The organism is Marinobacterium ramblicola, from assembly GCF_019084545.1.
GTDB classification, from domain to species: domain Bacteria; phylum Pseudomonadota; class Gammaproteobacteria; order Pseudomonadales; family Balneatricaceae; genus Marinobacterium_D; species Marinobacterium_D ramblicola.
Genome location: NZ_JAHREP010000009.1, coordinates 71,374 through 92,292 on the forward strand (window position 1 = coordinate 71,374; position 20,919 = coordinate 92,292).

A 20,919-nucleotide genomic window follows, 5' to 3' on the forward strand; every position below is an offset into this window, starting at 1 on the left:
ACATCATGCAGCGAGTTGTCCCATACGCCAGCAGGAGGGACATAATGCGATTACTGTAAAATAATTACAACTGTTCCTTTGTCCAATAACGAGGGGTCTCAGGTCTTACGCAGCATCGAGCATTCCCTGGCGCACGATAAAGTCGATGATGGTGTCCAAGCCCTTGCCCTCCTTGAGATTGGTGAAAACATAGGGCCGCTCGCCGCGCATTCGTTGGGTGTCGGATTCCATGACTGCCAGGTCTGCCCCTACGTAGGGGGCAAGGTCGATCTTGTTGATCACCAACAGATCGGACTTGGTGATGCCCGGGCCGCCTTTGCGCGGTATTTTCTCCCCCTCCGCCACATCGATAACGTAGATGCACAGATCGGCAAGTTCCGGGCTGAATGTGGCACTGAGATTGTCGCCGCCGCTCTCCACAAAGACCAGATCCAGATCAACATGACGCCTCGCCAGCTCCTCGACTGCCGCCAGGTTCATGGAGGCATCCTCGCGGATTGCGGTATGCGGGCAACCGCCTGTCTCAACCCCCAGGATTCGGTCCTCCGGGAGTGCCTGGGCGCGGGTCAGGATCTTGGCATCCTCCTGGGTATAGATGTCATTGGTCACTACCGCGATGCTGTAACTGTCCCTCATCGCTTTGCACAGCACCTCAAGCAGAGCTGTCTTGCCGGAGCCCACCGGCCCGCCTACACCGATACGTAACGGTGCTTTGTAGTCGCTCATATGTTCACCCTATCCTGCCAGTCGATTATTCAGTAAAGGTCGTCGCATTCATGAACGGAACAACCTTGAGTATTGGGTTTCGTGCAAACTGCTGGCGATAGCCAGCGCCGGAGTGGAGCTGCCCACCTCGTCGTCTGCGATCTTTATCGCTCGGTCAAGCAGCTCCGGAAGACGCTCAGAGAGGCGCATCAGTAACTGCTGCCCATCCGTCTGCCCCAGGGGAACAAGCTTCACGCCGGCCATAACGGCATTCTCCAGCCAGCTCCAGAGGTAACCGCGGCACAGGCTGCGCCCGTCTATTCCCCACTGCCTCGCGGCCAACGCCATACCGGCCAGTTGCGTGATCTCGATACCTGGGTGGACCGTTTCATCTAGCGGTACCTCCAGCGCCGGCAGCAGCCTCGTTAGGGCCTGCGCGCGTTGACGCTCCTCGGCCCTTAGCTCGCTGGTCTCCCTGCTGGCGACGAGATACCGGCACCAGCGGTTGAATCGCGGGTGGTCACCAGCGTCCAAAGCGTCGATCAGCCTGATCAATACCGGAAGCTCAAGACTCGCTACGCTGTGCTCGAGTACCGACGCCAACCATTCACCGAGGCTAGGTTTATCGGTTACCCAACCGCACTCGATCGCCCATTCAAGTCCCTGCGAGTAGGTAAAGGCACCGACAGGCAAGGCTGGACTGATCAGCTGATACAACCGCAGGTCTGATATCACGCACTTACTCCTGAGTACGTGCGGCCTGCTTGGTTACCGCTTTTTTCCTCTTGGAGATAGCGCGACGCAGCATAACCGCACCGCCGATGAGGGCCGCCAGCCCCGCCACCATTGCCAGATGATCGGGTTCGGTTAACACATGGCCGAAGCCACTTATAAGGGATCCGGGGTGTTGGCCTTCATGAGCAAAGCTCAACGAGGGCGTCAGCACGGCAGCAGCGACAAACAGATCTTTAAGCAGATGCATAAATTAACTCCTTGTGTTCGAACTCAGTGGGAGTGCGGAGCATGTTGATGGTGGTGATGACCCTCGCTGGAATAGGCCCCAGCCTCGGGTTCGAACGGAGCCTGCTCGCAGCTCACCTCTGCACCGAGTCCCCGCACCATATCATCGAGCACATGGTCGTGCTGGTAACGCAGCATGCCGGACTCGACCTGCAGCGGCACATGGCGGTTACCCAGGTGGTAGGCGCAGCGCATCAACAGCAATGTATCAGCGCTGCGAATGGTTGAGACAGTTTCTGCAGCGGCCACCACTTCCACCACTTCGCCGCACTCGCTGACCAACCGATCGCCACCGCGCAGTATCAGACCACGGGGCAGGAACAGTCCCGCCTCACGTCCATCCTCCAGTTCAACGCGCAACCGGCTGCGGATACGCGAGTCGATCGGCAGGCACAGACTGGCTGTCGGCGAACGGTTAGAATCCGCTTTCGATATAAGTTTTATCATATTGTTTTATATTCCTTTTTCATCCCGGTCCGGCATGTGCGTCAGAACAGGTAGTATCGCTGAGCCATGGGCAACTCTGTCGCCGGCTCGCACACCAACAGCTCGCCGTCGGCGCGCACCTCATAGGTCTGTGAGTCGACCTCGATCTTCGGCTGGTAGGCGTTCAATACCATCCTGTCCTTGGTCACTGTGCGGCAGTCACGTACCTCACCGATCAGGCTCTCCAGCCCCAACCGGCTAGGGATACCGGCCGCTAGAGCCGCCTGGGACATGAACAGCATCGACGTGCTCTGTACTGCCCGGCCAAGACTGCCGAACATCGGACGGTAGTGAACCGGTTGTGGGGTTGGAATGGAGGCATTGGGATCACCCATCGGCGCGACGGCAATCATGCCGCCCTTGATCACCATGCTTGGCTTGGTGCCGAAGAACGCCGGTCGCCAGAGCACAAGATCCGCCAGTTTCCCCACCTCCACCGAGCCGACCTCGTGGGCGATGCCATGAGTCAGCGCCGGGTTGATGGTGTACTTGGCGATATAGCGCTTGATCCGGCTGTTGTCGTTGCGCTCGGAGTCGCCCTTGAGCGCACCACGCTGGACCTTCATTTTGTGCGCGGTCTGCCAGGTTCGGGTAATCACCTCACCGACACGGCCCATCGCCTGGGAGTCGGAGGAGATCATCGAGAAAGCGCCCAGGTCGTGCAGAATATCCTCCGCGGCGATGGTTTCTCGGCGGATACGGGACTCGGCAAACGCCACATCTTCGGCAATAGCCGGATCCAGATGATGGCAGACCATCAGCATATCCAGATGCTCATCGACGGTGTTGACGGTGTAGGGCCGGGTCGGATTGGTCGATGACGGTAGAATATTGGATTCGCCACAGGCCTTGATAATATCCGGTGCATGACCACCACCTGCACCCTCGGTGTGGTAGGTATGGATCACCCGGCCATCGATCGCCGCCAACGTGGTTTCGACAAATCCGGACTCGTTCAACGTATCGGTGTGGATCGCGACCTGCACATCCATCTCGTCGGCGACCGTCAGGCAGCAGTCGATAGCGGCGGGGGTCGTTCCCCAGTCCTCATGCAACTTCAGGCCGATGGCGCCTGCCTCAATCTGCTCGCGCAGCGCTTCCGGCTGGCTGGCGTTGCCCTTGCCGAGAAAGCCAAGGTTCATCGGCAGCGAATCGGCGGCTTCCAGCATGCGATGTATATTCCAGGGGCCCGGCGTACAGGTCGTGGCGTTAGTGCCGGTTGCCGGGCCGGTGCCGCCACCGAGCATGGTGGTGACGCCGGAACACAGCGCCTCGTCGATCTGCTGCGGACAGATGAAGTGGATATGCGAGTCGATCCCGCCTGCGGTAATGATCTGTCCTTCGCCGGCAACGATCTCCGTGCCGGCGCCGATGGCGATATCGACGCCGGGTTGGATATCGGGGTTACCGGCCTTGCCGATCGCCGCGATACGCCCACTCTTGATACCGATATCGGCTTTGACGATGCCCCAGTAATCGACGATCAGCGCATTGGTGATCACCAGATCCATGGTGCGGGTGCTGGGCCGCTGCCCCTGCCCCATACCATCGCGGATTACCTTGCCGCCACCGAACTTCACCTCCTCGCCGTAGGTAGTGAAATCCCGCTCCACCTCAAGCAGCAGCTCGGTATCGGCCAGCCGTACCCGGTCCCCGGTGGTCGGGCCGAACATCTCCGCGTAGGCGCGTCTGGAAATTGTTGCCATTTTGAACTCCTTTTGCGGCGAGCTTAGAGTGCGCCCATAACCCGGCCCTGAAAACCATACACCTCGCGAGCACCCGCGTAGGCAACCAGTTCAACCGTGCGGCTCTGGCCCGGCTCAAAGCGCACGGCTGTGCCAGCGGCAATGTTGAGGCGGAACCCCCGTGTCTGGTCACGATCGAACTGCAGCGCATCGTTCACTTCGTAAAAATGGTAGTGAGAGCCGATCTGTACCGGACGATCCCCGGTATTGGCAACCTCTATGGTCAGGGTTTCACGGCCTGCATTCAGTTCGATCTCACCGGGCTCGGTTAGTATCTCTCCGGGTTTCATAGCGCCTCCTCAAACAATCGGCTCATGAACGGTCACCAGTTTGGTGCCGTCCGGAAAAGTGGCTTCGACCTGTACCTCGGTGACCATCTCGGCAACGCCGTCCATCACATCCTCGCTGCTGAGCAGGGTTCGGCCATAATCCATTAACTCGGCGACACTGCGCCCGTCGCGTGCGCCCTCAAGGATCGCAGCGCTGATATACGCTACCGCCTCCGGATAGTTCAGCTTAACGCCGCGAGCCTTGCGCCGCTCCGCCAACAGCGCGGCGGTAAACAGCAACAGTTTGTCTTTCTCTCTTGGTGACAGCTCCATGATCGTCCTCTACTTGTGTCAGTCTCCGGATGCCCGCGGCGGGATCAGCCTGTAACCGGTTAAGCCCACGTAAAGCCCATTAAGCAAAATACGTTCCCAAACAAAGATCTAGCACTGGCCCTGCTGTAACTCCTGCCATACGGAGCGGCGCCCCTCCAATGCCTGCGCTCGAGTCGTTAACAGGCGCGTAGTTATCAGGATAGTTGCCTTTGGATAAAGCAGTGCCGGCTTCGAATCGATACCGGTTACCGGCGTCGGCGCCGGCTTGTGAACCACCGGGGGACCAACAAGGCGACCAGTGCATCAATCTGGTGCATATAGCACAGCTGCATGCACTGATATGGGTGCCCAATTCGACATGTGCAGCTAACGGGAGGAGGTCCCGGCCCGCTGAGTAATTGGCTATTTTATGACCTGTGTAGATCATCAATAAATAGTGTATGTTAATGCGTACATCTTCATCTCTAGGCTGAAATACGCCATTACGATGTGCCGATGAAGATCGCTCAGGTTGGCGCACAAATTGCTGCCGCAACAGGGATGTAGCCCGAACTGCCAGGTGCAGTTCTGCAAGGGGGACGAGGTGACAGATCATCAAGCATTCGATGCCCTATGGCTCTTGCTGGCCGCCGTTCTGGTGCTGGTTATGCAGGGAGGGTTTCTCTGCCTCGAATCCGGACTGACGCGCAGCAAGAACGCGATCAACGTCGCACTCAAGAATGCCTTCGACCTTCTCGTGACCACCGCCCTATTCTGGTTGGTCGGTTTCAACCTGATGTTCGGTCTGCATGACGGTCTCTCACCGGACCTCGGCCTGATAGCGGCTGACTTCAGCGATCGCCCGTTCTGGGACGCCGCGTTCTTTTTCTTTCAGCTCACCTTTTGTGCCACCGCCGCAACCATCGTGTCCGGCGCTATCGCCGAGCGTACCCGCTTCAGCACCTATATTTGGCTCACCGCGCTGATCGCGGTGATGATCTACCCGCTGTTCGGTCACCTGGCCTGGGGCGGTTCGCTCAATGGCGTGCCCGGCTGGCTCGCAAAGCAGGGGTTTGTCGACTTTGCCGGCAGCACCGTGGTGCACAGCCTCGGGGGCTGGGTCGCCCTGGCCGCTATCGTCCTGGTGGGCACGCGCCAAGGGCGTTTCGTTGATGGCAAGCCGCAACCGATCCCCAGCAGTAATCTGCCTTTTGCCATGCTGGGCATGATGATGTTCATCATCGGCTGGATCGGCTTTAACGGCGGCAGCACACTCGCCTTTACTACGGCGATTCCCGGCATCATCGTCAACACCTTGATGGCAGCGACCATGGGCGGAATCACCGGTATGTACCTGGGCTATCAGAACAACCAGTCAGCGCAGTTGACGATCAACGGCACGCTGGCCGGACTGGTCGCCATCACTGCCGGGTGCCATGCGGTGACGACGACAGAGGCCGCGTTCATCGGCTTTGTCGGTGCGCTCTGCATGCGCGGTATGGAGTTGCTGCTGCTGAGGCTCCAACTGGATGATGCGATATCCGCCACCCCCGTTCATCTCGGCGCCGGCATTTGGGGCACTCTCGCCGTCGGTCTGTTTGGAGATCCGGCAAAACTCGGCACAGGCCTGGAGTGGCATGCGCAGATTCTGGCGCAGATAAAGGGCATTGTGATCTGCGGCCTTTGGGCGTTCAGCCTCAGCTTTCTGTTTCTGCTACTTCTGCGACGGTTCATGCCGCTGCGTGTTTCATCCGCGGCGGAGCACGACGGCCTCAACAGCTCGGAGCATGGCGCCAGCACCGAGTTGACCGACCTGCTCTACGCGATGAACGAACAGGAGCATAGCGGCGACATGAACCGGAAGATGCCGGTTGAGCCGTTCACCGAAGTGGGACAGATCGCACAGAAATATAATCAGGTGATGGACAAATTAAACCGGATGATCTGTCGCACCCAGCTCATCCTCAAGGATATGCGCGACGGAGTCATCACCTTCAGCGAACAGGGGGTCATCACCAGCGCTAACCCCGGCGCGGAGCAGATATTCGGCCGCAGCCCTCACCAACTGGTTGGACAATCGGTCGGTCTGCTGCTCCACGGCGACAACCAGGTGCTTTACCCCCATACGCCGATCGACCATCTACTGCCATTGATCGCGGCCAGTCAGAATGAGGGACCATATGAACTGATCGGGCGTAAACAGGATGGGAGCGCGGCACCGGTTGAGGTGATGACCTCGGCAAGCCCCACCGCCGAGGGAGTTCAGTACAGTGCGGTCATCCGGGATATCAGTGACCGCAAGCGGATGGAGGAGCGTCTGCACCGCCATTCGGAACTGGCTCAGGTGACGCTGGAGGCGATCACCGAAGCGGTGATCACCTGCGATGGACAGCTCAATACCGTCTACCTCAATCCGGTAGCTCAGCAACTGACCGGTTGGAAAACCGAGGATGCCTTTGGTCAACCGATCGACCGGGTGATCCGTCTGCAGGATGGTCACAACGACAACCTCTCGATTGCCACGCTGTGCATGGAGAGCACTCAGGGTGACGCAAGCCGTCAGCTAAGTCTGCTGGGCTCGCACAATCGGCGTTCGCAGGTGCAACTCAATTGTGCCCCTCTACACGACGCCAAAGGCGCCCCTATGGGCTGGGTTGTCGCGATGCAGGACATCACCCGCAACAGTGAGCTGCAGGCCAAGCTGACGTTTCAGGCGGTGCACGATGCACTAACCGGTCTGATCAATCGTCGCGAGTTCGAGCGCAGGCTGGAGCAGTTAATCATTTCAGCACGCACCGACAACGGCACACACCTGGTCTGCTATCTGGACCTGGATCAGTTCAAACTGGTCAACGATACCTGCGGCCACCGCGCCGGCGATGCTCTGTTGCGCCAGCTCGCCCAGGAGATCAAGACACTGGTGCGTCAGGGCGACACACTGGCGCGCCTCGGTGGTGACGAGTTCGGCATACTGTTGGCCAACTGCCCGGTGGAACAGGGGCGACTGATCGCCGAACAGCTGCGCCAAACGATCAAGGATTTCCGCTTCTCCTGGGAGAATCAGATCTTCTCCGTCGGCGTCAGTATCGGACTGGTCCCCTTCGGTCACGACTGTCCCTCCCTTGATGAGCTGCTCAGCGTCGCTGATGCCGCCTGTTATGCGGCGAAGGATATGGGGCGCAACCGTGTACACCTGTATCAGCCCGATGACGCGGAACTCAGCCATCGCCAGGACCAGATGCAATGGGCGGCCAATATCCAGCATGCGATCGACAGTGACCGGTTCCGGCTCTTCTATCAGGTTATCGAGCCGCTGACCTCCGAGGCCGGGCAGGTACCACACATCGAGATTTTTGTGCGCATGCTCGATCGCCATGACCAACTGGTACCGCCCGGCGCGTTCATTCCGGCCGCTGAACGTTACGACCTGATGCCGCGCATCGACCAGTGGGTGATCTCCAACACTCTCGCCTGGCTGGGCGATCGGCTCCACGCAGACAACAGTCCCCTGCACTGCGCAATCAACCTCTCCGGCGCATCGATCGGTGGCAACGAGTGTCTGGAGCGGATAAAAGCCGACATTGAGCGCCACCGGATCCCGGCCCACTACCTCTGTTTCGAGATCACCGAAACCGCGGCGATGCTCGATCCGGAAGCCGCCTCCTGCTTTATCGAAGAGCTCAGGTCCCAGGGCTGTCAATTCGCACTGGATGACTTCGGCAGCGGCCTCTCTTCTTTCGGGTACCTGAAAAAGCTTGCCGTGGACTACGTCAAGATCGACGGTATCTTCATCCGCGATATGGCAACCAACGAGATCGATCAGGCGATGGTCGCCTCGATCAACAACATCGCCCATATCATGGGGCTGAAGACTGTAGCCGAGTTTGTCGAGGACCTGAAAACCCTGGGGCTTTTGCGAGAGATCGGCGTCGATTACGCCCAGGGCTACCTGATCGGTGAGCCCAAACCACTGGAACAACTGGGCCGGGTACGTGTGATGCCGCGTTAACGCCGATACATCCCATGCATCACCCTCCACTGTCACCTGAGCGAAACCTGAACGCAATAAACTGCGCTGGCGTAAGAAAATCGGAGCCAGCGCATGACCCCATCACCGTTTTACCAGGATATACGCGAGCAGTACGATGCCTTCCTGCAGCAGTCAGCCCGGACATTCAATCCGCATGACACCCTGCGTATCGACCTGCACTGCCATGATCACAACAGCGATATCCCCGACGAGCTATGGGGGCGCCTGCTGCGCCTGCCGGAAACCTGGCTCAAAACCGAGGAGCTGGTGAGTGCGCTCGAGCGTGCCGGCACCCATCTGATCACGATCACCAACCACAACAACGCCCGTTCCTGCTGGGCGCTTGAGCAGCAGGGTAAGACAGTACTGAGCGGGGCCGAGTTTACCTGCCATTTTCCCGGCGACGAGCTCAGCGTCCATGTGCTCATCTACGGCTTCGACCGCGCGCAGGAGCAAAAGCTTAACGACCTGCGCCACGATATCTACGCCTTCTGCGCCTATGCCAAACAGGAAGATCTGCCTACGGTCCTGCCGCACCCGTTGTTTTTTTATACTCACGGCCGTGAGGTCAATCCCGATATTCTGGAGCGCTTCGCACTGCTGTTCGAACGCTTCGAGGTGCTTAACGGCCAGCGTGGCTACTGGCAGAACCTGCTAACGTTGCGCTGGATTCAGAGCCTGACACCGGAGCGGATCGATGCCTGGTCGCGAAAACACGGGATCAATCCTCACGACTACTGCCGCGATCCCTACCGCAAATCGCTGACCGGTGGCTCCGACGACCACAACGGCCTGTTCGCCGGGCGCTGCGGCACGCTGATGGAAGTACCGCACCTGAAGCGGCGGTTGGCGGCCGGCGAATCGCTTCCAGCATTGGCCCTGGAGGCGCTCCGAGAGGGGCGGACCGCCCCCTACGGCTTTGTCGGTGAGGAGGAGAAGCTGACCACCACCATCCTCGACTACTTCGCCCAGGTGGTGCTGAACATGGAGGACCCCGGCCTGCTGCGAATGCTGCTGCATAAGGGCGATCTGAAGGACAAGATGCTCTGCCTGGCGCTATCCAACCTGCTTCAGGAGCTGCGGCGACACAAATATACCCTGAGCTTTCTGGAAACCTTTCATCAGGCACTGAAGGGGCGTAAGCCCAGCCTGCTGGTCAATCTGGGGGTGTCGCGTGAATTCAAGCCGACGCTAAAGCTGATCAAGCAGATCGCACGCACCCAGCGCAAGGAGCCGGATCGCTTCCCCGAGGCGCTGCGCGAGGCGATACCCAAGCTTCACCGTGAGATCAGCCATACCCTGTTCAACCGCATACACGAGCAGCTGGCCCGCATCGACCATGACAGCCTCAGTGACATGCCGATCGACGAGCTGGTGCGCCTGCTCGAGGTACCGACCCACTTCCGCGCCCTGTTCTCCGGCGAGCGCAGCAACGCCTCGGATATGTCGCAGGTCAACCTGGGCCAACTGATGGACAAGCTGACCTTCCCGGCCCTGTCCGCCGGCGTTCTGGCCGGGGCCGCCTTCGCCAGCACCCGCGTGCTCTACTCCAATCGTGAATTTCTCGACCGCCTGGCCGGCCAGCTTGGCGCCACCCGCCACCCACAGCGCATACTCTGGTTGACCGACACCTTTGTCGACCGCAACGGCGTCTCCTCCGTACTGCGCGATCTGCTGACCCAGGTGCAGAAGCATGAGCTGCCGATCGATCTGCTGGTCTGCCACCCGACCCTGAAGCCCCAACCCCATCTGCAGGTGATTCGCCCGCTGACGGCGTTCCACTTCAACCAACTTGGGGAACAGACGATTCATGTACCGGACCTGCTTGAGGTACAGAGGCTGTTCGAGCACGGTGGTTACGACCGCATCATCTGCTCCACCGAACTGTGCATGGGACCGATCGCGCTGTACCTGAAGCAGGCCTACTCTGTGCCCGCCTGGTTCTACATGCATACCGACTGGCTGGAGTTCCTTAGCCGCAAGACCGGTATCGACCACCATGCCCAAGACCGCATTCGCCGCCTGATCCGCGCGTTTTACCAGCGGTTCGACGGTATCTTCGTGCTGAACGAAGACCACCGTGAGTGGCTCACCAGCGCCGAGATGGCACTGCCCGAGGCGCGGGTGAAACTGACCGGGCACTGGGCAGGGGTCGGTTCCGAGGTTGCCAGCCTGATCCCCAAACCGCATAACGAAGCACCGATCCTGCTCTATGTGGGCCGTCTCAGCGAAGAGAAAGGGGTTCTTGACCTGCGCCAGATCTGGGACCGGGTCAAAGCCACCCATCCAAACACCCAGCTCTGGATCGCGGGCAGTGGACCGGCCGAGAAAAAACTGCGCAAGGCACTACCCGGCGCCACCTTCTTCGGCTGGGTGGAGCAGTCGCAGATGCCGCAGATCTACCAGCAGGCCGACCTTCTGCTGCTGCCCTCCCGCTTCGACACCTTTGGCTGCGTGATCCTGGAAGCAATGAGCTCGGGACTCCCGACGCTGGCGTACAACTGTAAGGGACCGAAATCGATCATCAAACATGGACGCAGCGGTTTGCTGGCCGACGATATGGACTCGATGGCACAGAACGCCATCGACTATCTGAACGACCCAGCCTATCAGGGGCGTCTGCGGGTGGGGGCGTTGGCGCGGTGCCTGGACTACACGCCGCAGCGGATTCTCAACAACCTGCTGTCGGACATGGGCCTGGAGGAGAGTCTCAAGTGGCCCAGATCCGAGGGGGTACAGCTTCCAACCCGGTTAAGGCAGGCCTGAGCGAGCACCAGATCGCGGTGAACAGACGCAGGATCGGCTCTGTTCCCGCGCCCAGTGCGCGCACCACCAATACACCGTCGACCTGCGTCGCACCCACCTCGAGTGAGCTGCAGTCGGCCGCCGCGATCACCCCTCGGATATCCTCCAGCAACGCCTGGCCTGAGGTGGCACAACCGCTACCGGGCACGACGAACAGGCTGGACTGCATCGGGTAGCCGCGCAGACCCGCGGCAGCATCGACCAGGCCTCGCCCCTGAGTACGCAACTGATCGATCAGGACCAGTTCGCCATCGATGCTCAAATGGGTGACGCAGTTGACCTGCCCGATATCGAACACCTCCCCGTTTGCCGGTCGTCCCAGGCACTGCAGGTCCCAGCCGATAAAACCCGCCCCCGTCTCCAGCTCGACATGGGTTTCGACCCGGGCGAAGGCGTCGGGGAAGAAAATATTCTCCTGCGGCAGCCACTCCAGCAGGCCGCCGCTGGCGACGGTCAGTGTCTGCCTCTGAGTCGCCAGACGACCGCCGGAGCGGTAGAACTTGGTCGCCCCGGGGGTGGTGATCAGCGCCTGCGCCCCGGCCTCCACCCGCACCTGTATATCCAAGCTGTCGCCGCCGACCACCCCACCGGGCGGGTGCAGCAGATAGGTGTGGCAAACGCCCGCCTGTTCCGGATAGAAGGGGCGCTGCACCGCCAGTGGGCCGCGCCGCTCACGCTCAACAATGCGTGTCTTGTCGCCACGCCGCGCATAACCCAACCGCAACAGCGCTTCCCACCCCTGGGCGGCTACCGCCTGGTTCATCGACACTCCTTAGCAGACGGTTACACCGTCAGATACTCTTTCACCAGTTGATCGTCGAGCTCGGTCATACCGCCTTTCGCGACCGCCCGGCCACGATCCAGTATACAGAATCTGTCGCCGACCTTGCGCGCAAAGGGCAGTTTCTGCTCCACCAACAGCACGGTCAGGCCCATCTCCCGGTTCAGTCGGCGGATGATATCGCCGATCTCCTGTACCACGTTGGGCTGAATCCCCTCCGTCGGCTCATCCAGGATCAGCAGTTGCGGGTCGACCACCAGTGCACGACCGATCGCCAACTGCTGCTGTTGACCACCGGACAGGTCCCCGCCACGACGTTTCATCATCTCGCCCAGTACCGGGAACAGATCGAAGATAAAGTCGGGAACCCTGCGCTTGCCCCGCGGCAGCACCGGCAAGCCGATCTGCAGGTTCTCCTCTACCGTCAGCAGCGGAAAGATCTGCCGCCCCTGGGGCACGTAACCGATACCGACGCGGGGACGCTGTTCCACCGACTTTTTCAGCAGATCCTCGCCCTTGAACTGGATGCCGCCGCTCTTTACCGACTGGTGGCCCATGATGCACTGGAGCAGCGTGGTTTTGCCGACACCGTTGCGTCCCATCAGCACCGTGCACTCCCCCGCCGGCACGCTCATCTCCACATCCCAAAGCGTATGGCTCTGGCCATAAAACTGGTTCAGCCCCTGGATCTCAAGCATCGGCTCCACTCCCCTGTCTCTACTCTCTTCGCTACTCGCCAAGGTACACCTCGACCACTTTGCGATTGTTCTGTACCTGCTCCATCCGCCCCTCGGCCAGTACACTGCCCTGATGCAGCACGGTGACGGTGCGATCCTTGCCCGCCAGGCTGCGCACAAAGTCCATATCGTGTTCGACGACGACCACCGAGTGCATGCCAGCCAGCGAGGTCAGTAGCTCCGCGGTACGGTCCATCTCCTGATGGGTCATGCCCGCCACCGGCTCGTCCACCAACAGCAGGCGCGGCTGCTGCATCAGCAACATGCCGATCTCGAGCCACTGTTTCTGGCCGTGGGACAGGCTGCCGGCGCGCATCTGCGGCAGCTGCTTCAGCCCGATCAGTTCAAGCACCTCGTCGAGCCGATCGCGCTGTTCGCCACTGATGCGGGCGCCGAGGATCTGCAGCACCGCTCGATCCCCGGCCATCGCCAACTCCAGGTTCTCGAACACGGTAAGAAACTCAAATACCGTCGGTTTCTGGAATTTGCGGCCGATACCGGCCTGGGCGATCGCCGGTTCATCCATCTCCAGCAGGTTGATGGTCTGGCCGAACCAGGCCGCGCCACTGTCCGGGCGGGTCTTGCCGGTGATGATATCCATCATCGTGGTCTTGCCCGCGCCGTTCGGCCCGATGATGCAGCGCAGCTCACCATCGTTGATATACAGGTTCAGGTCGTTGATCGCCTTGAAACCGTCGAAGCTGACCGAGATCCCCTCCAGATAGAGCAGTACGCTCTTGTCGACGTTGAGATTGGCCGCACTCTGTGGCGCCATGAACGAGAATACGTGGTCGCGATCGAGCACTTCCGCCATAGTCGATTGCAGGCTCATCACACCGCCTCCTTAGGTCTCAGCAATCCGGTGATACCCCGGGGCAGCAACAGAGTGACCAGTACGAACAGGCCGCCCAGCGCGAACAGCCATATATCGGGCAGCTCCGCGGTGAAGTAACTCTTCGCATAGTTGATCACCAGGGCACCGACCACCGCGCCGTAGAGTGTCGCGCGGCCACCTACTGCAACCCAGACCACCACCTCGATGGAGTTCAGCGGCGAGAACTCGTTGGGGTTGATGATCCCGACCTGCGGCACATAGAGCGCACCGGCGACACCGGCGATCATCGCCGAGATGGTGAAGACCCAGAGCTTCACGTTCTCCACCCGGTAGCCCATGAAACGGGCGCGGGACTCGGCATCGCGCACAGCGACACAGACCCTGCCCAGGCGGCTCTGCATCAGGTAGCGACAGAGCAGATAGCTAAACGCCAGCGCCAGTGCCGAGGCGATGAACAGGCCAATGCGGGTGCTGTCCGATTGCAGATTGAATCCGAGTAGATCCTTGAAGTCGGTCAGGCCGTTGTTGCCGCCGAAACCCATCTCATTGCGGTAGAACGCCAGCATCAGCGCGAAGGTCAGCGCCTGCGTAATGATCGACAGGTAAACGCCGGACACCCGGGAGCGGAACGCCAGAGCACCGAACACGAAGGCCAGGATCCCGGGTGCCAGCATCACCATAATCGCGGCGAACCAGAACTGATCGAACCCCTGCCAAAACCAGGGCAGCTCCTGCCAGTTCAGGAACACCATGAAATCGGGCAGCTCCGGATTGCCGTAGACGCCACGATCACCGATCTGGCGCATCAGGTACATCCCCATGGCATAGCCGCCCAGGGCAAAGAAGGCACCATGACCCAGGGTCAGAATCCCCAGGTAGCCCCAGACCAGGTCCACCGCCACCGCCAGCAACGCCAGGGTCAGGTATTTACCGATCAGGGTCACGGTATAGGTGGGCAGGTGCAGCGCCGAATCGCTCGGCAACCCGTTCAATATCGGCACCAGCACGATGGCTGCCGCCAGCAGTACGAGCAGGATCTGCCCACCGCGATCATCCTTCATTATCCGCCACAGAAACATCGATCAGCCCTCCGCTGCCCGGCCACGCTGCGGGAAGAGTCCGCGCGGGCGCTTTTGGATAAACAGGATGATGAACACCAGTACCAGGATCTTGGCCAGCACCGCACCGGCCCAGGGCTCCAGCACCTTGTTGGCGACGCCCAGGCTCAGACCCGCCACCAGCGTGCCCCAGAGATTACCGACACCGCCGAACACCACGACCATAAAGGAGTCGATGATGTAGGCCTGGCCCAGGTTGGGGCCTACGTTGGTCAGCTGCGACAGCGCCACACCGGCAACCCCGGCCACGCCCGAGCCAAGACCGAAGGTCAGTGCATCGACCCATTCCGAACGCACGCCCATGGCGCGGGCCATGGCGCGGTTCTGCGATACCGCACGCACCTGCAGGCCCAGTGAGGTGCGTTTCAACACCAGCAGCAGCGCGAAAAACACCATCAGGCAAAACAGGATGATGTACAGCCGGCTGGTGGTCAGCGACAGCACCGGGTTGATCTCGATCAGACCGCTCATCCACTCCGGCGTCTCCACGCTGCGGTTGAGCGGCGAAAAGATGGTGCGCACCGCCTGCTGCAGCACCAGCGAGATACCGAAGGTGGCGAGCAGGGTCTCCAGTGGGCGGCCATAGAGGAAGCGGATCACGCCGCGCTCGATGGCGATACCGACCAGTGCCGAGACCAGAAAGGCACAGGGGATCGCTACGATCAGCGACAGCCCGATATGGTTTGGCATCAGTTGCTGAATCACGTAGGTGGTGTAGGCGCCGAGCATGATCAGCTCGCCATGCGCCATATTGATCACGCCCATGACACCGAAGGTGATCGCCAGGCCGATACCGGCCAGTACCAGCACCGAGCCCAGGCTCAGCCCGAAATAGAGGGTTTCGATCCCGCCGTAGAGGTTCGTACGCTGCTCGATCTCGGCCAGCGCCTTTTCCGCCGCAGCTTTCAGTGCCTTGCTGTCGGTGGCGGAAGCGAACTGACTCAGCGCGTTGCGTGCATCCGGCTCCAATGAGCCACCTAGCGTATCGATCGCATCACGGGCACGGGCTTCGTCCGCTCGTGGCAGCTCGCCAATCGCGATAGCCACCTGCATCACCTCACGCACTGCCGCGCTCTGCTCCCCGGCGTAAGCCTTGCGCACCAGTGACAGCGTATCGCTGTCCATACTGCCGAGCATCGCACGCACCGCCGCCAGTCGCCGTGACAGATCGGAGGCCTTAAGGCCCAACTCGGCCTGGATCTGCCTGACCTGCGATCTGAGTTGATTATTCAGCGTTATCTTCTTGAAATCTCTTTTCTTTTCGATAACCAGCCGGTCACCAGTTGTGATCGAGATCGCCGGTTTACCGCTGTCGTAGTCGTCGATCTGGTAAAGCCGGTCATCCTCTTTGTTGTAGTAGAGACGGCTATCCATCAACAGCGTAAGAATCAGTTGCGTCTGCGGGTGATTGTTATCGGCCAATAGTTGAATCGCCTGGCCCTTTTCGTCGAAGCCACGACTCATCAAAAGCTCGGCCGCCTGGCTGTAGACCTCCTGTTCGCCCTCGGCCAGAGCACGCAAGGGTGCGAGCAGGAGCAACAGACTGAGCAGGCATATTCCGCCAATTGTCCGTACTGTCATGGGTCATTACCTGGAAACAAGAAGATGGGAGCCGGTGCCCGTTAAACGGGCACCGGCGATTGGAGCAACTAGCGAGTGGATCAGAAGTTCTGACCGGAGCACTTGCCGGTTTTGACGTTGTAGTTACCGCAGGCTAGCGGGGCACGCCAGTCGGAGACGATATCCTTGGAGCCTTCCAGATAGTCGGACCATGCATCGCCGACCACGGTGCCCGGTGTGCTGGAGACCACGGCAAACTGGCCATCATCCTGGATCTCGCCGATCAGCACCGGCTTGGCGATGTGGTGGTTCGGCATCATGGTCGCATATCCGCCGGTCAGGTTCGGCACGGCCACCCCGATCAGCGCATCCTGCACCGCTGCCGGATCGGTCGTACCCGCCTTCTTCACAGCCTCTACCCACATGTTGAAGCCGATATAGCTCGCCTCCATCGGGTCGTTGGTGACACGGTCCTCATTCTTGATGAACTTGTGCCATGACTCGATGAACTCGTCGTTCTGCTCGCTATCCACGCTCATGAAGTAGTTCCAGGCCGCCAGGTGACCGACCAGCGGGGCGGTATCGATACCGGCCAGCTCCTCCTCACCGACGGAGAAGGCAACAACCGGGATAGAGTCAGCGGTTACACCCTGGGCACCCAGCTCCTTGTAGAACGGAACGTTGGCATCGCCGTTGATGGTGGAAACCACAGCAGTCTTCTTGCCTTCAGCGCCAAACTTCTTGATATCGGAGACGATCGACTGCCAGTCGGAGTGACCGAACGGCGTGTAGTTGATCATGATATCGGACTCAGCCACGCCCATGGACTTCAGGTAGGCTTCGAGGATCTTGTTGGTGGTACGGGGATAAACGTAGTCGGTACCCGCCAGCACCCAGCGTTCGACGCCGAGTTCGTTCTTCAGGTAATCGACCGCCGGGATCGCCTGCTGGTTGGGTGCGGCACCGGTGTAGAACACGTTTTTGGAGGACTCCTCGCCCTCGTACTGTACCGGGTAGAACAGGATGCTGTTGAGCTCCTCGAACACCGGCAGAACCGATTTGCGCGACACGGAGGTCCAGCAACCGAACACGGCAGACACCTTGTCCTTCTCGATCAGTTCACGCGCCTTCTCTGCAAACAGCGGCCAGTTGGAGGCCGGGTCGACCACCACCGCCTCCAGCTGCTTGCCGAGCAGACCGCCCTTCTTGTTCTGCTCATCGATCAGCATCAGCATGGTATCTTTCAGCGTGGTCTCACTGATCGCCATGGTACCGGAGAGGGAATGAAGCACCCCCACCTTGATGGTATCGGCCGCCAATGCAGCAAAGCTCAACATTGACGCACCCAGCCCCAGAGCCACACCCGCTGCCAGCTTCTTCATTCTCATCTCGTATCCCCTTCGGTTTTTTGATTCGCAACAACACCTGCCATCGATTGTCAGCGAACGGGGCAAGGGGCGGTATGCGTTGATTGGCGAGGCGGGGTACGTCATTTGACGTATAGAGGTAGAGACAGGGAGCCGGTCGATCTCGACTATCATCAAGATGTTCGAACACAGATCCCACCCCCCTTTCGAAAGCGGAGGTTAACATGCTGACCGTCGTCGCCCTGGGCGGTAATGCGCTGTTGCAGCGTGGTGAACCGTTGACCGCAGACAACCAGCGCTTGAATGTTCAGCGTGCAGCGGCAGCTCTCGCCTCTCTGACGACTCAACGTCAACTGGTGATAACTCATGGCAACGGCCCCCAGGTCGGTATGCTTGCACTGCAGTCTATGACAGGCGCAGCGGACGACGCTTATCCGCTTGATATCCTCGATGCGGAAACCGAAGGCATGATCGGTTACCTGATCGAGCAGGAGCTGCAGAACCGCCTCCCCGAGGAGCGGCGATGCGTGACCCTGCTGACCCAGATTGAGGTAGATCCCGACGATAGGGCCTTTTGTCATCCGAGTAAGCCTATAGGTCCAGTCTATGAACGGGGTGACGCGCTCCGGCTGGCACGCGACCGTGGCTGGACCGTTGCGCTCGATGGCACTCGCTACCGGCGTGTCGTGCCCTCTCCCCGCCCAATACGCATACTGGAACTAACGGTTATCGAACTGCTGGTATCCCAGCAGATATTGGTAATCTGTGCCGGCGGCGGGGGCATACCGGTGGTAAGGCGCCGGAATGGCAGCCTCATCGGTGTTGAGGCGGTGATCGACAAGGACGCCGCCAGTGCACTGCTGGCCCGACAACTCGGGGCTCGAGCACTACTGATGCTGACCGACGTCGACGCCCTCTACGATAACTGGGGGCTATCGGATGCCCGCGCTATAAGGCGGATCGCGCCGCAAGAGCTCAGGACGCGTTACTTCGCCGAAGGCTCTATGGCGCCCAAAGTCAGGGCGGCCTGCGACTTCGTGGAGCAAACCGGGGGCATTGCCGGTATCGGACGACTTCAGGATGCGGAGGCGATACTGGATGGCGAGGCAGGCACTCTGATCGAGCTGACGCGATCGGGTACCCTCTGGTGGTCCTAGCGCTAACCGCTTTAGCCGAATTGCCCTCATCCGTTGAGTTTTTCCGCGATAAATTGTTCGACGAACTCACTCAACCCCGGCTCGCCAACCTCCTCAAACTCATAACGGGCGCGCACAACGGGCTTGTCGATCTTGATCAACGCTGCCAGATCACAGGGGGTCGCCACTACCACGATGTCGGCATCGGCGGCATTGATCGCCGCACGCAGCTCCTGTAGTTGTGGCCGGTGATACCCCATTGCCGGCAGCACGGCACCGATATGGGGGTAGTCTGCATAAATCGCTGCGATACCGCCCTCGGCCGCCAGTCTCGGGTCGATGATCTCCGCCGCCTGAGCGGCTGAAGCGGCGACATAGCCAGCCCCGTAGGGCATATCGCCGTGGGTGATGCTCGGGCCATCCTCCACCACCAGCACGCGCTTGCCGGTTACCGCCTCTGGCGTGTCGAGCTGGACCGGTGAGGCTGCCCGTACGATGGGCGCACTGGGATTAAGTCGACGAACGTTTTCAGTTACCGCCTGGATATCCGCCTCCGCGGCCGAGTTCACTTTGGCGATCACGACCAGGTCCGCCCTCCTCAGTACAGCCTCTCCAGGGTGATGGCTGGATTCGTTGCCTGGACGCAATGGATCCACCAGCACGATGTTCAGGTCTGGCCTGATGAACGAGAAGTCGTTGTTACCGCCGTCCCAAAGGATGATGTCCGCCTCATGCTCGGCTTGTGCCAGTATGCTCGCGTAATCGACACCGGCGTAGACAGCATTGCCTAGCCGGAGGAGTGGTTCGTACTCCTCCCGCTCTTCGACGGAACAGTTCGCTGCATCCAGATCAGCGAGCGTGGTGAAACACTGAACTGCCTCGGTTTCAAGATCGCCATAAGGCATCGGGTGGCGGATCACGGCGACTCTCAACCCTTTGGCCTTGAGCAGTCGCGCCAGGTAACGCGTGGTTTGTGACTTCCCGCAGCCGGTGCGTACCGCACACACGGATATCACCGGCACCCGCGCATGCAGCATGGTACGATCCGGCCCCAACAGCAGAAAATCTGCGCCCTGCGCAAGCACGATAGAGGCGCGATGCATCAACTCCGTATAAGCGATATCGCTATAGGCAAACACAACCTGATCGATTCGGTTGTCGCGGCATAGCTCGGCGAGTTGACTCTCTTCAACAATCGGGATTCCATCAGGATAGCGATCACCGGCAAGCGATCCGGGATAGCATCGCCCGGCGATATCCGGAATCTGACTGGCGGTAAATGCGACCACACGACTGCCGGGATCATCGCGGTATACCATATTGAAGTTATGGAAATCCCGTCCGGCCGCGCCCATGATCAGCAGACGTTTTTCCTTTTGCCCTCCCCCTTTCTCAAATGCCATATGCGCGCCACCTGTCCCGAAACCTGCCTTTAACGGAAGCCTAGCTCAGACAGATAGCATCTGCCGGAACGGCCTGTGCCGATCCCCGCCTCAATGACAAAGACCAACACATCGAGGTATCGGAAGGTCATGATCCCCGACAGCCAAGTGCCGTGGCTAGCGAACGTCAGCATACTGTTTAACTGCACAGAGCGAGCCATTCGACTGGTGGTGAGAAGGCACTTCAGTGTGTCGCGACTCTGTTTACTGTTACGATAACAGCATTATTTTTTGATCTGGGTTAGAAGAAGCGATATGGCGACAGCGGCGGCACTCCACATACTGGTCAAGACAGAGAAAGAGGCACTGGATATTCTCGATCAGCTGAAGCAAGGCAAGAAGTTCGAGGCATTAGCCAAGCGCTACTCCATCTGTCCGTCGGGAAAGCGAGGCGGCGACCTGGGCGAGTTTCATCGTGGCGACATGGTAAAGGCGTTCGATGATGTGGTGTTCAAACGCCCCCTGCTAAAAGTGCACGGCCCGATAAAAACCCGCTTCGGTTACCACTTGATCAAGACACTGTATCGCAATTGATCACCCAATTGTTTGGAATTGGCGAACGTCGAAACCG

Annotated in this window: 18 protein-coding genes; 4 read left to right on the forward strand and 14 right to left on the reverse strand. The window is 59.8% G+C overall.

All coding sequences use genetic code 11. The features are described from left to right. Positions 1 to 105: 105 nt before the first annotated feature. The 7 genes from ureG to ureA are packed head-to-tail and all read right to left on the reverse strand — an operon-like array spanning position 106 to position 4,558. Positions 106 to 726: an urease accessory protein UreG gene (ureG, locus tag KQ940_RS08660; RefSeq protein ID WP_217413063.1), complete on the reverse strand. Its 621-nt coding sequence runs from the start codon at positions 724 to 726 to the stop codon at positions 106 to 108. A 48-nt stretch (positions 727 to 774) separates the two neighbouring features. After that, entirely contained in the window at positions 775 to 1,440 is a 666-nt protein-coding gene (locus KQ940_RS08665; protein WP_217413065.1) for an urease accessory protein UreF, read from the reverse strand. A gap of 4 nt (positions 1,441 to 1,444) precedes the next feature. Continuing rightward, the gene (locus KQ940_RS08670; RefSeq protein ID WP_217413066.1) at positions 1,445 to 1,687 is read right to left on the reverse strand and encodes a HupE/UreJ family protein; all 243 of its coding nucleotides are present in this window, start codon (positions 1,685 to 1,687) and stop codon (positions 1,445 to 1,447) included. 23 nt (positions 1,688 to 1,710) lie between these two features. After that, positions 1,711 to 2,172: an urease accessory protein UreE gene (gene ureE, locus KQ940_RS08675; RefSeq protein ID WP_217413067.1), complete on the reverse strand. Its 462-nt coding sequence runs from the start codon at positions 2,170 to 2,172 to the stop codon at positions 1,711 to 1,713. Positions 2,173 to 2,213: 41 nt separating this feature from the next. Then, entirely contained in the window at positions 2,214 to 3,917 is a 1,704-nt protein-coding gene (gene ureC, locus KQ940_RS08680) for an urease subunit alpha (protein WP_217413068.1), read from the reverse strand. Between the two features lie 23 nt (positions 3,918 to 3,940). Beyond that, entirely contained in the window at positions 3,941 to 4,246 is a 306-nt protein-coding gene (locus KQ940_RS08685) for an urease subunit beta (RefSeq protein ID WP_217413069.1), read from the reverse strand. A 9-nt stretch (positions 4,247 to 4,255) separates the two neighbouring features. Continuing rightward, on the reverse strand, positions 4,256 to 4,558 hold the full coding sequence (ureA, locus tag KQ940_RS08690) for an urease subunit gamma (RefSeq protein WP_217413070.1): 303 nt from the start codon (positions 4,556 to 4,558) through the stop codon (positions 4,256 to 4,258). Between the two features lie 583 nt (positions 4,559 to 5,141). On the opposite strand from ureA, the gene amt reads away from it, so the two are divergent. Further along, a complete protein-coding gene (gene amt / locus KQ940_RS08695) occupies positions 5,142 to 8,546 on the forward strand; it encodes an ammonium transporter (protein ID WP_217413072.1) in 3,405 nt (1,134 codons plus the stop codon). Positions 8,547 to 8,639: 93 nt separating this feature from the next. After that, a complete protein-coding gene (locus KQ940_RS08700) occupies positions 8,640 to 11,333 on the forward strand; it encodes a glycosyltransferase (protein WP_217413073.1) in 2,694 nt (897 codons plus the stop codon). On the opposite strand, the gene KQ940_RS08705 is transcribed toward KQ940_RS08700, so the two are convergent. The 6 genes from KQ940_RS08705 to urtA form a co-directional block, all read right to left on the reverse strand. Further along, entirely contained in the window at positions 11,278 to 12,135 is an 858-nt protein-coding gene (locus KQ940_RS08705; protein WP_217413074.1) for an urease accessory protein UreD, read from the reverse strand. The two genes, KQ940_RS08700 and KQ940_RS08705, sit on opposite strands and share 56 nt — an antisense overlap. Positions 12,136 to 12,155: 20 nt before the next feature. Continuing rightward, complete coding sequence (urtE, locus tag KQ940_RS08710) at positions 12,156 to 12,851, reverse strand: urea ABC transporter ATP-binding subunit UrtE (RefSeq protein ID WP_217413075.1); 696 nt, start codon at positions 12,849 to 12,851, stop codon at positions 12,156 to 12,158. A 31-nt stretch (positions 12,852 to 12,882) separates the two neighbouring features. Then, complete coding sequence (gene urtD, locus KQ940_RS08715) at positions 12,883 to 13,722, reverse strand: urea ABC transporter ATP-binding protein UrtD (RefSeq protein ID WP_217413076.1); 840 nt, start codon at positions 13,720 to 13,722, stop codon at positions 12,883 to 12,885. Then, the gene (gene urtC, locus KQ940_RS08720) at positions 13,722 to 14,786 is read right to left on the reverse strand and encodes an urea ABC transporter permease subunit UrtC (RefSeq protein WP_246589903.1); all 1,065 of its coding nucleotides are present in this window, start codon (positions 14,784 to 14,786) and stop codon (positions 13,722 to 13,724) included. Before urtC ends, urtD begins: the two co-directional genes overlap by 1 nt. Positions 14,787 to 14,807: 21 nt before the next feature. Further along, a complete protein-coding gene (gene urtB, locus KQ940_RS08725) occupies positions 14,808 to 16,424 on the reverse strand; it encodes an urea ABC transporter permease subunit UrtB (protein ID WP_217413078.1) in 1,617 nt (538 codons plus the stop codon). Between the two features lie 80 nt (positions 16,425 to 16,504). After that, the gene (gene urtA, locus KQ940_RS08730) at positions 16,505 to 17,791 is read right to left on the reverse strand and encodes an urea ABC transporter substrate-binding protein (protein ID WP_217413080.1); all 1,287 of its coding nucleotides are present in this window, start codon (positions 17,789 to 17,791) and stop codon (positions 16,505 to 16,507) included. A gap of 203 nt (positions 17,792 to 17,994) precedes the next feature. Here urtA and arcC point away from each other — a divergent pair, with 203 nt between their 5' ends. Then, positions 17,995 to 18,927, forward strand: a complete 933-nt coding sequence (gene arcC / locus KQ940_RS08735) for a carbamate kinase (RefSeq protein ID WP_217413082.1) — start codon at positions 17,995 to 17,997, stop codon at positions 18,925 to 18,927. Between the two features lie 26 nt (positions 18,928 to 18,953). Here arcC and KQ940_RS08740 read toward each other — a convergent pair whose 3' ends face one another. After that, complete coding sequence (locus KQ940_RS08740) at positions 18,954 to 20,309, reverse strand: cyclic 2,3-diphosphoglycerate synthase (RefSeq protein ID WP_217413085.1); 1,356 nt, start codon at positions 20,307 to 20,309, stop codon at positions 18,954 to 18,956. A 294-nt stretch (positions 20,310 to 20,603) separates the two neighbouring features. Between KQ940_RS08740 and ppiC the strand changes: the two genes are divergently transcribed. Continuing rightward, the gene (gene ppiC, locus KQ940_RS08745; protein WP_217413087.1) at positions 20,604 to 20,882 is read left to right on the forward strand and encodes a peptidylprolyl isomerase PpiC; all 279 of its coding nucleotides are present in this window, start codon (positions 20,604 to 20,606) and stop codon (positions 20,880 to 20,882) included. Positions 20,883 to 20,919: the final 37 nt, after the last annotated feature.

What these genes read in the sequence shown, in the direction of transcription:
- ureG (WP_217413063.1), bottom strand. Translation starts at nt 726, where the DNA reads ATGAGCGACTACAAAGCACCGTTACGTATCGGTGTAGGCGGGCCGGTG.
- KQ940_RS08670 (WP_217413066.1), bottom strand. Translation starts at nt 1,687, where the DNA reads ATGCATCTGCTTAAAGATCTGTTTGTCGCTGCTGCCGTGCTGACGCCC.
- ureE (WP_217413067.1), bottom strand. Translation starts at nt 2,172, where the DNA reads ATGATAAAACTTATATCGAAAGCGGATTCTAACCGTTCGCCGACAGCC.
- ureC (WP_217413068.1), bottom strand. Translation starts at nt 3,917, where the DNA reads ATGGCAACAATTTCCAGACGCGCCTACGCGGAGATGTTCGGCCCGACC.
- KQ940_RS08685 (WP_217413069.1), bottom strand. Translation starts at nt 4,246, where the DNA reads ATGAAACCCGGAGAGATACTAACCGAGCCCGGTGAGATCGAACTGAAT.
- ureA (WP_217413070.1), bottom strand. Translation starts at nt 4,558, where the DNA reads ATGGAGCTGTCACCAAGAGAGAAAGACAAACTGTTGCTGTTTACCGCC.
- KQ940_RS08700 (WP_217413073.1), top strand. Translation starts at nt 8,640, where the DNA reads ATGACCCCATCACCGTTTTACCAGGATATACGCGAGCAGTACGATGCC.
- KQ940_RS08705 (WP_217413074.1), bottom strand. Translation starts at nt 12,135, where the DNA reads ATGAACCAGGCGGTAGCCGCCCAGGGGTGGGAAGCGCTGTTGCGGTTG.
- urtE (WP_217413075.1), bottom strand. Translation starts at nt 12,851, where the DNA reads ATGCTTGAGATCCAGGGGCTGAACCAGTTTTATGGCCAGAGCCATACG.
- urtD (WP_217413076.1), bottom strand. Translation starts at nt 13,722, where the DNA reads ATGAGCCTGCAATCGACTATGGCGGAAGTGCTCGATCGCGACCACGTA.
- urtC (WP_246589903.1), bottom strand. Translation starts at nt 14,786, where the DNA reads ATGAAGGATGATCGCGGTGGGCAGATCCTGCTCGTACTGCTGGCGGCA.
- urtB (WP_217413078.1), bottom strand. Translation starts at nt 16,424, where the DNA reads ATGACAGTACGGACAATTGGCGGAATATGCCTGCTCAGTCTGTTGCTC.
- urtA (WP_217413080.1), bottom strand. Translation starts at nt 17,791, where the DNA reads ATGAGAATGAAGAAGCTGGCAGCGGGTGTGGCTCTGGGGCTGGGTGCG.
- arcC (WP_217413082.1), top strand. Translation starts at nt 17,995, where the DNA reads ATGCTGACCGTCGTCGCCCTGGGCGGTAATGCGCTGTTGCAGCGTGGT.
- KQ940_RS08740 (WP_217413085.1), bottom strand. Translation starts at nt 20,309, where the DNA reads ATGGCATTTGAGAAAGGGGGAGGGCAAAAGGAAAAACGTCTGCTGATC.
- ppiC (WP_217413087.1), top strand. Translation starts at nt 20,604, where the DNA reads ATGGCGACAGCGGCGGCACTCCACATACTGGTCAAGACAGAGAAAGAG.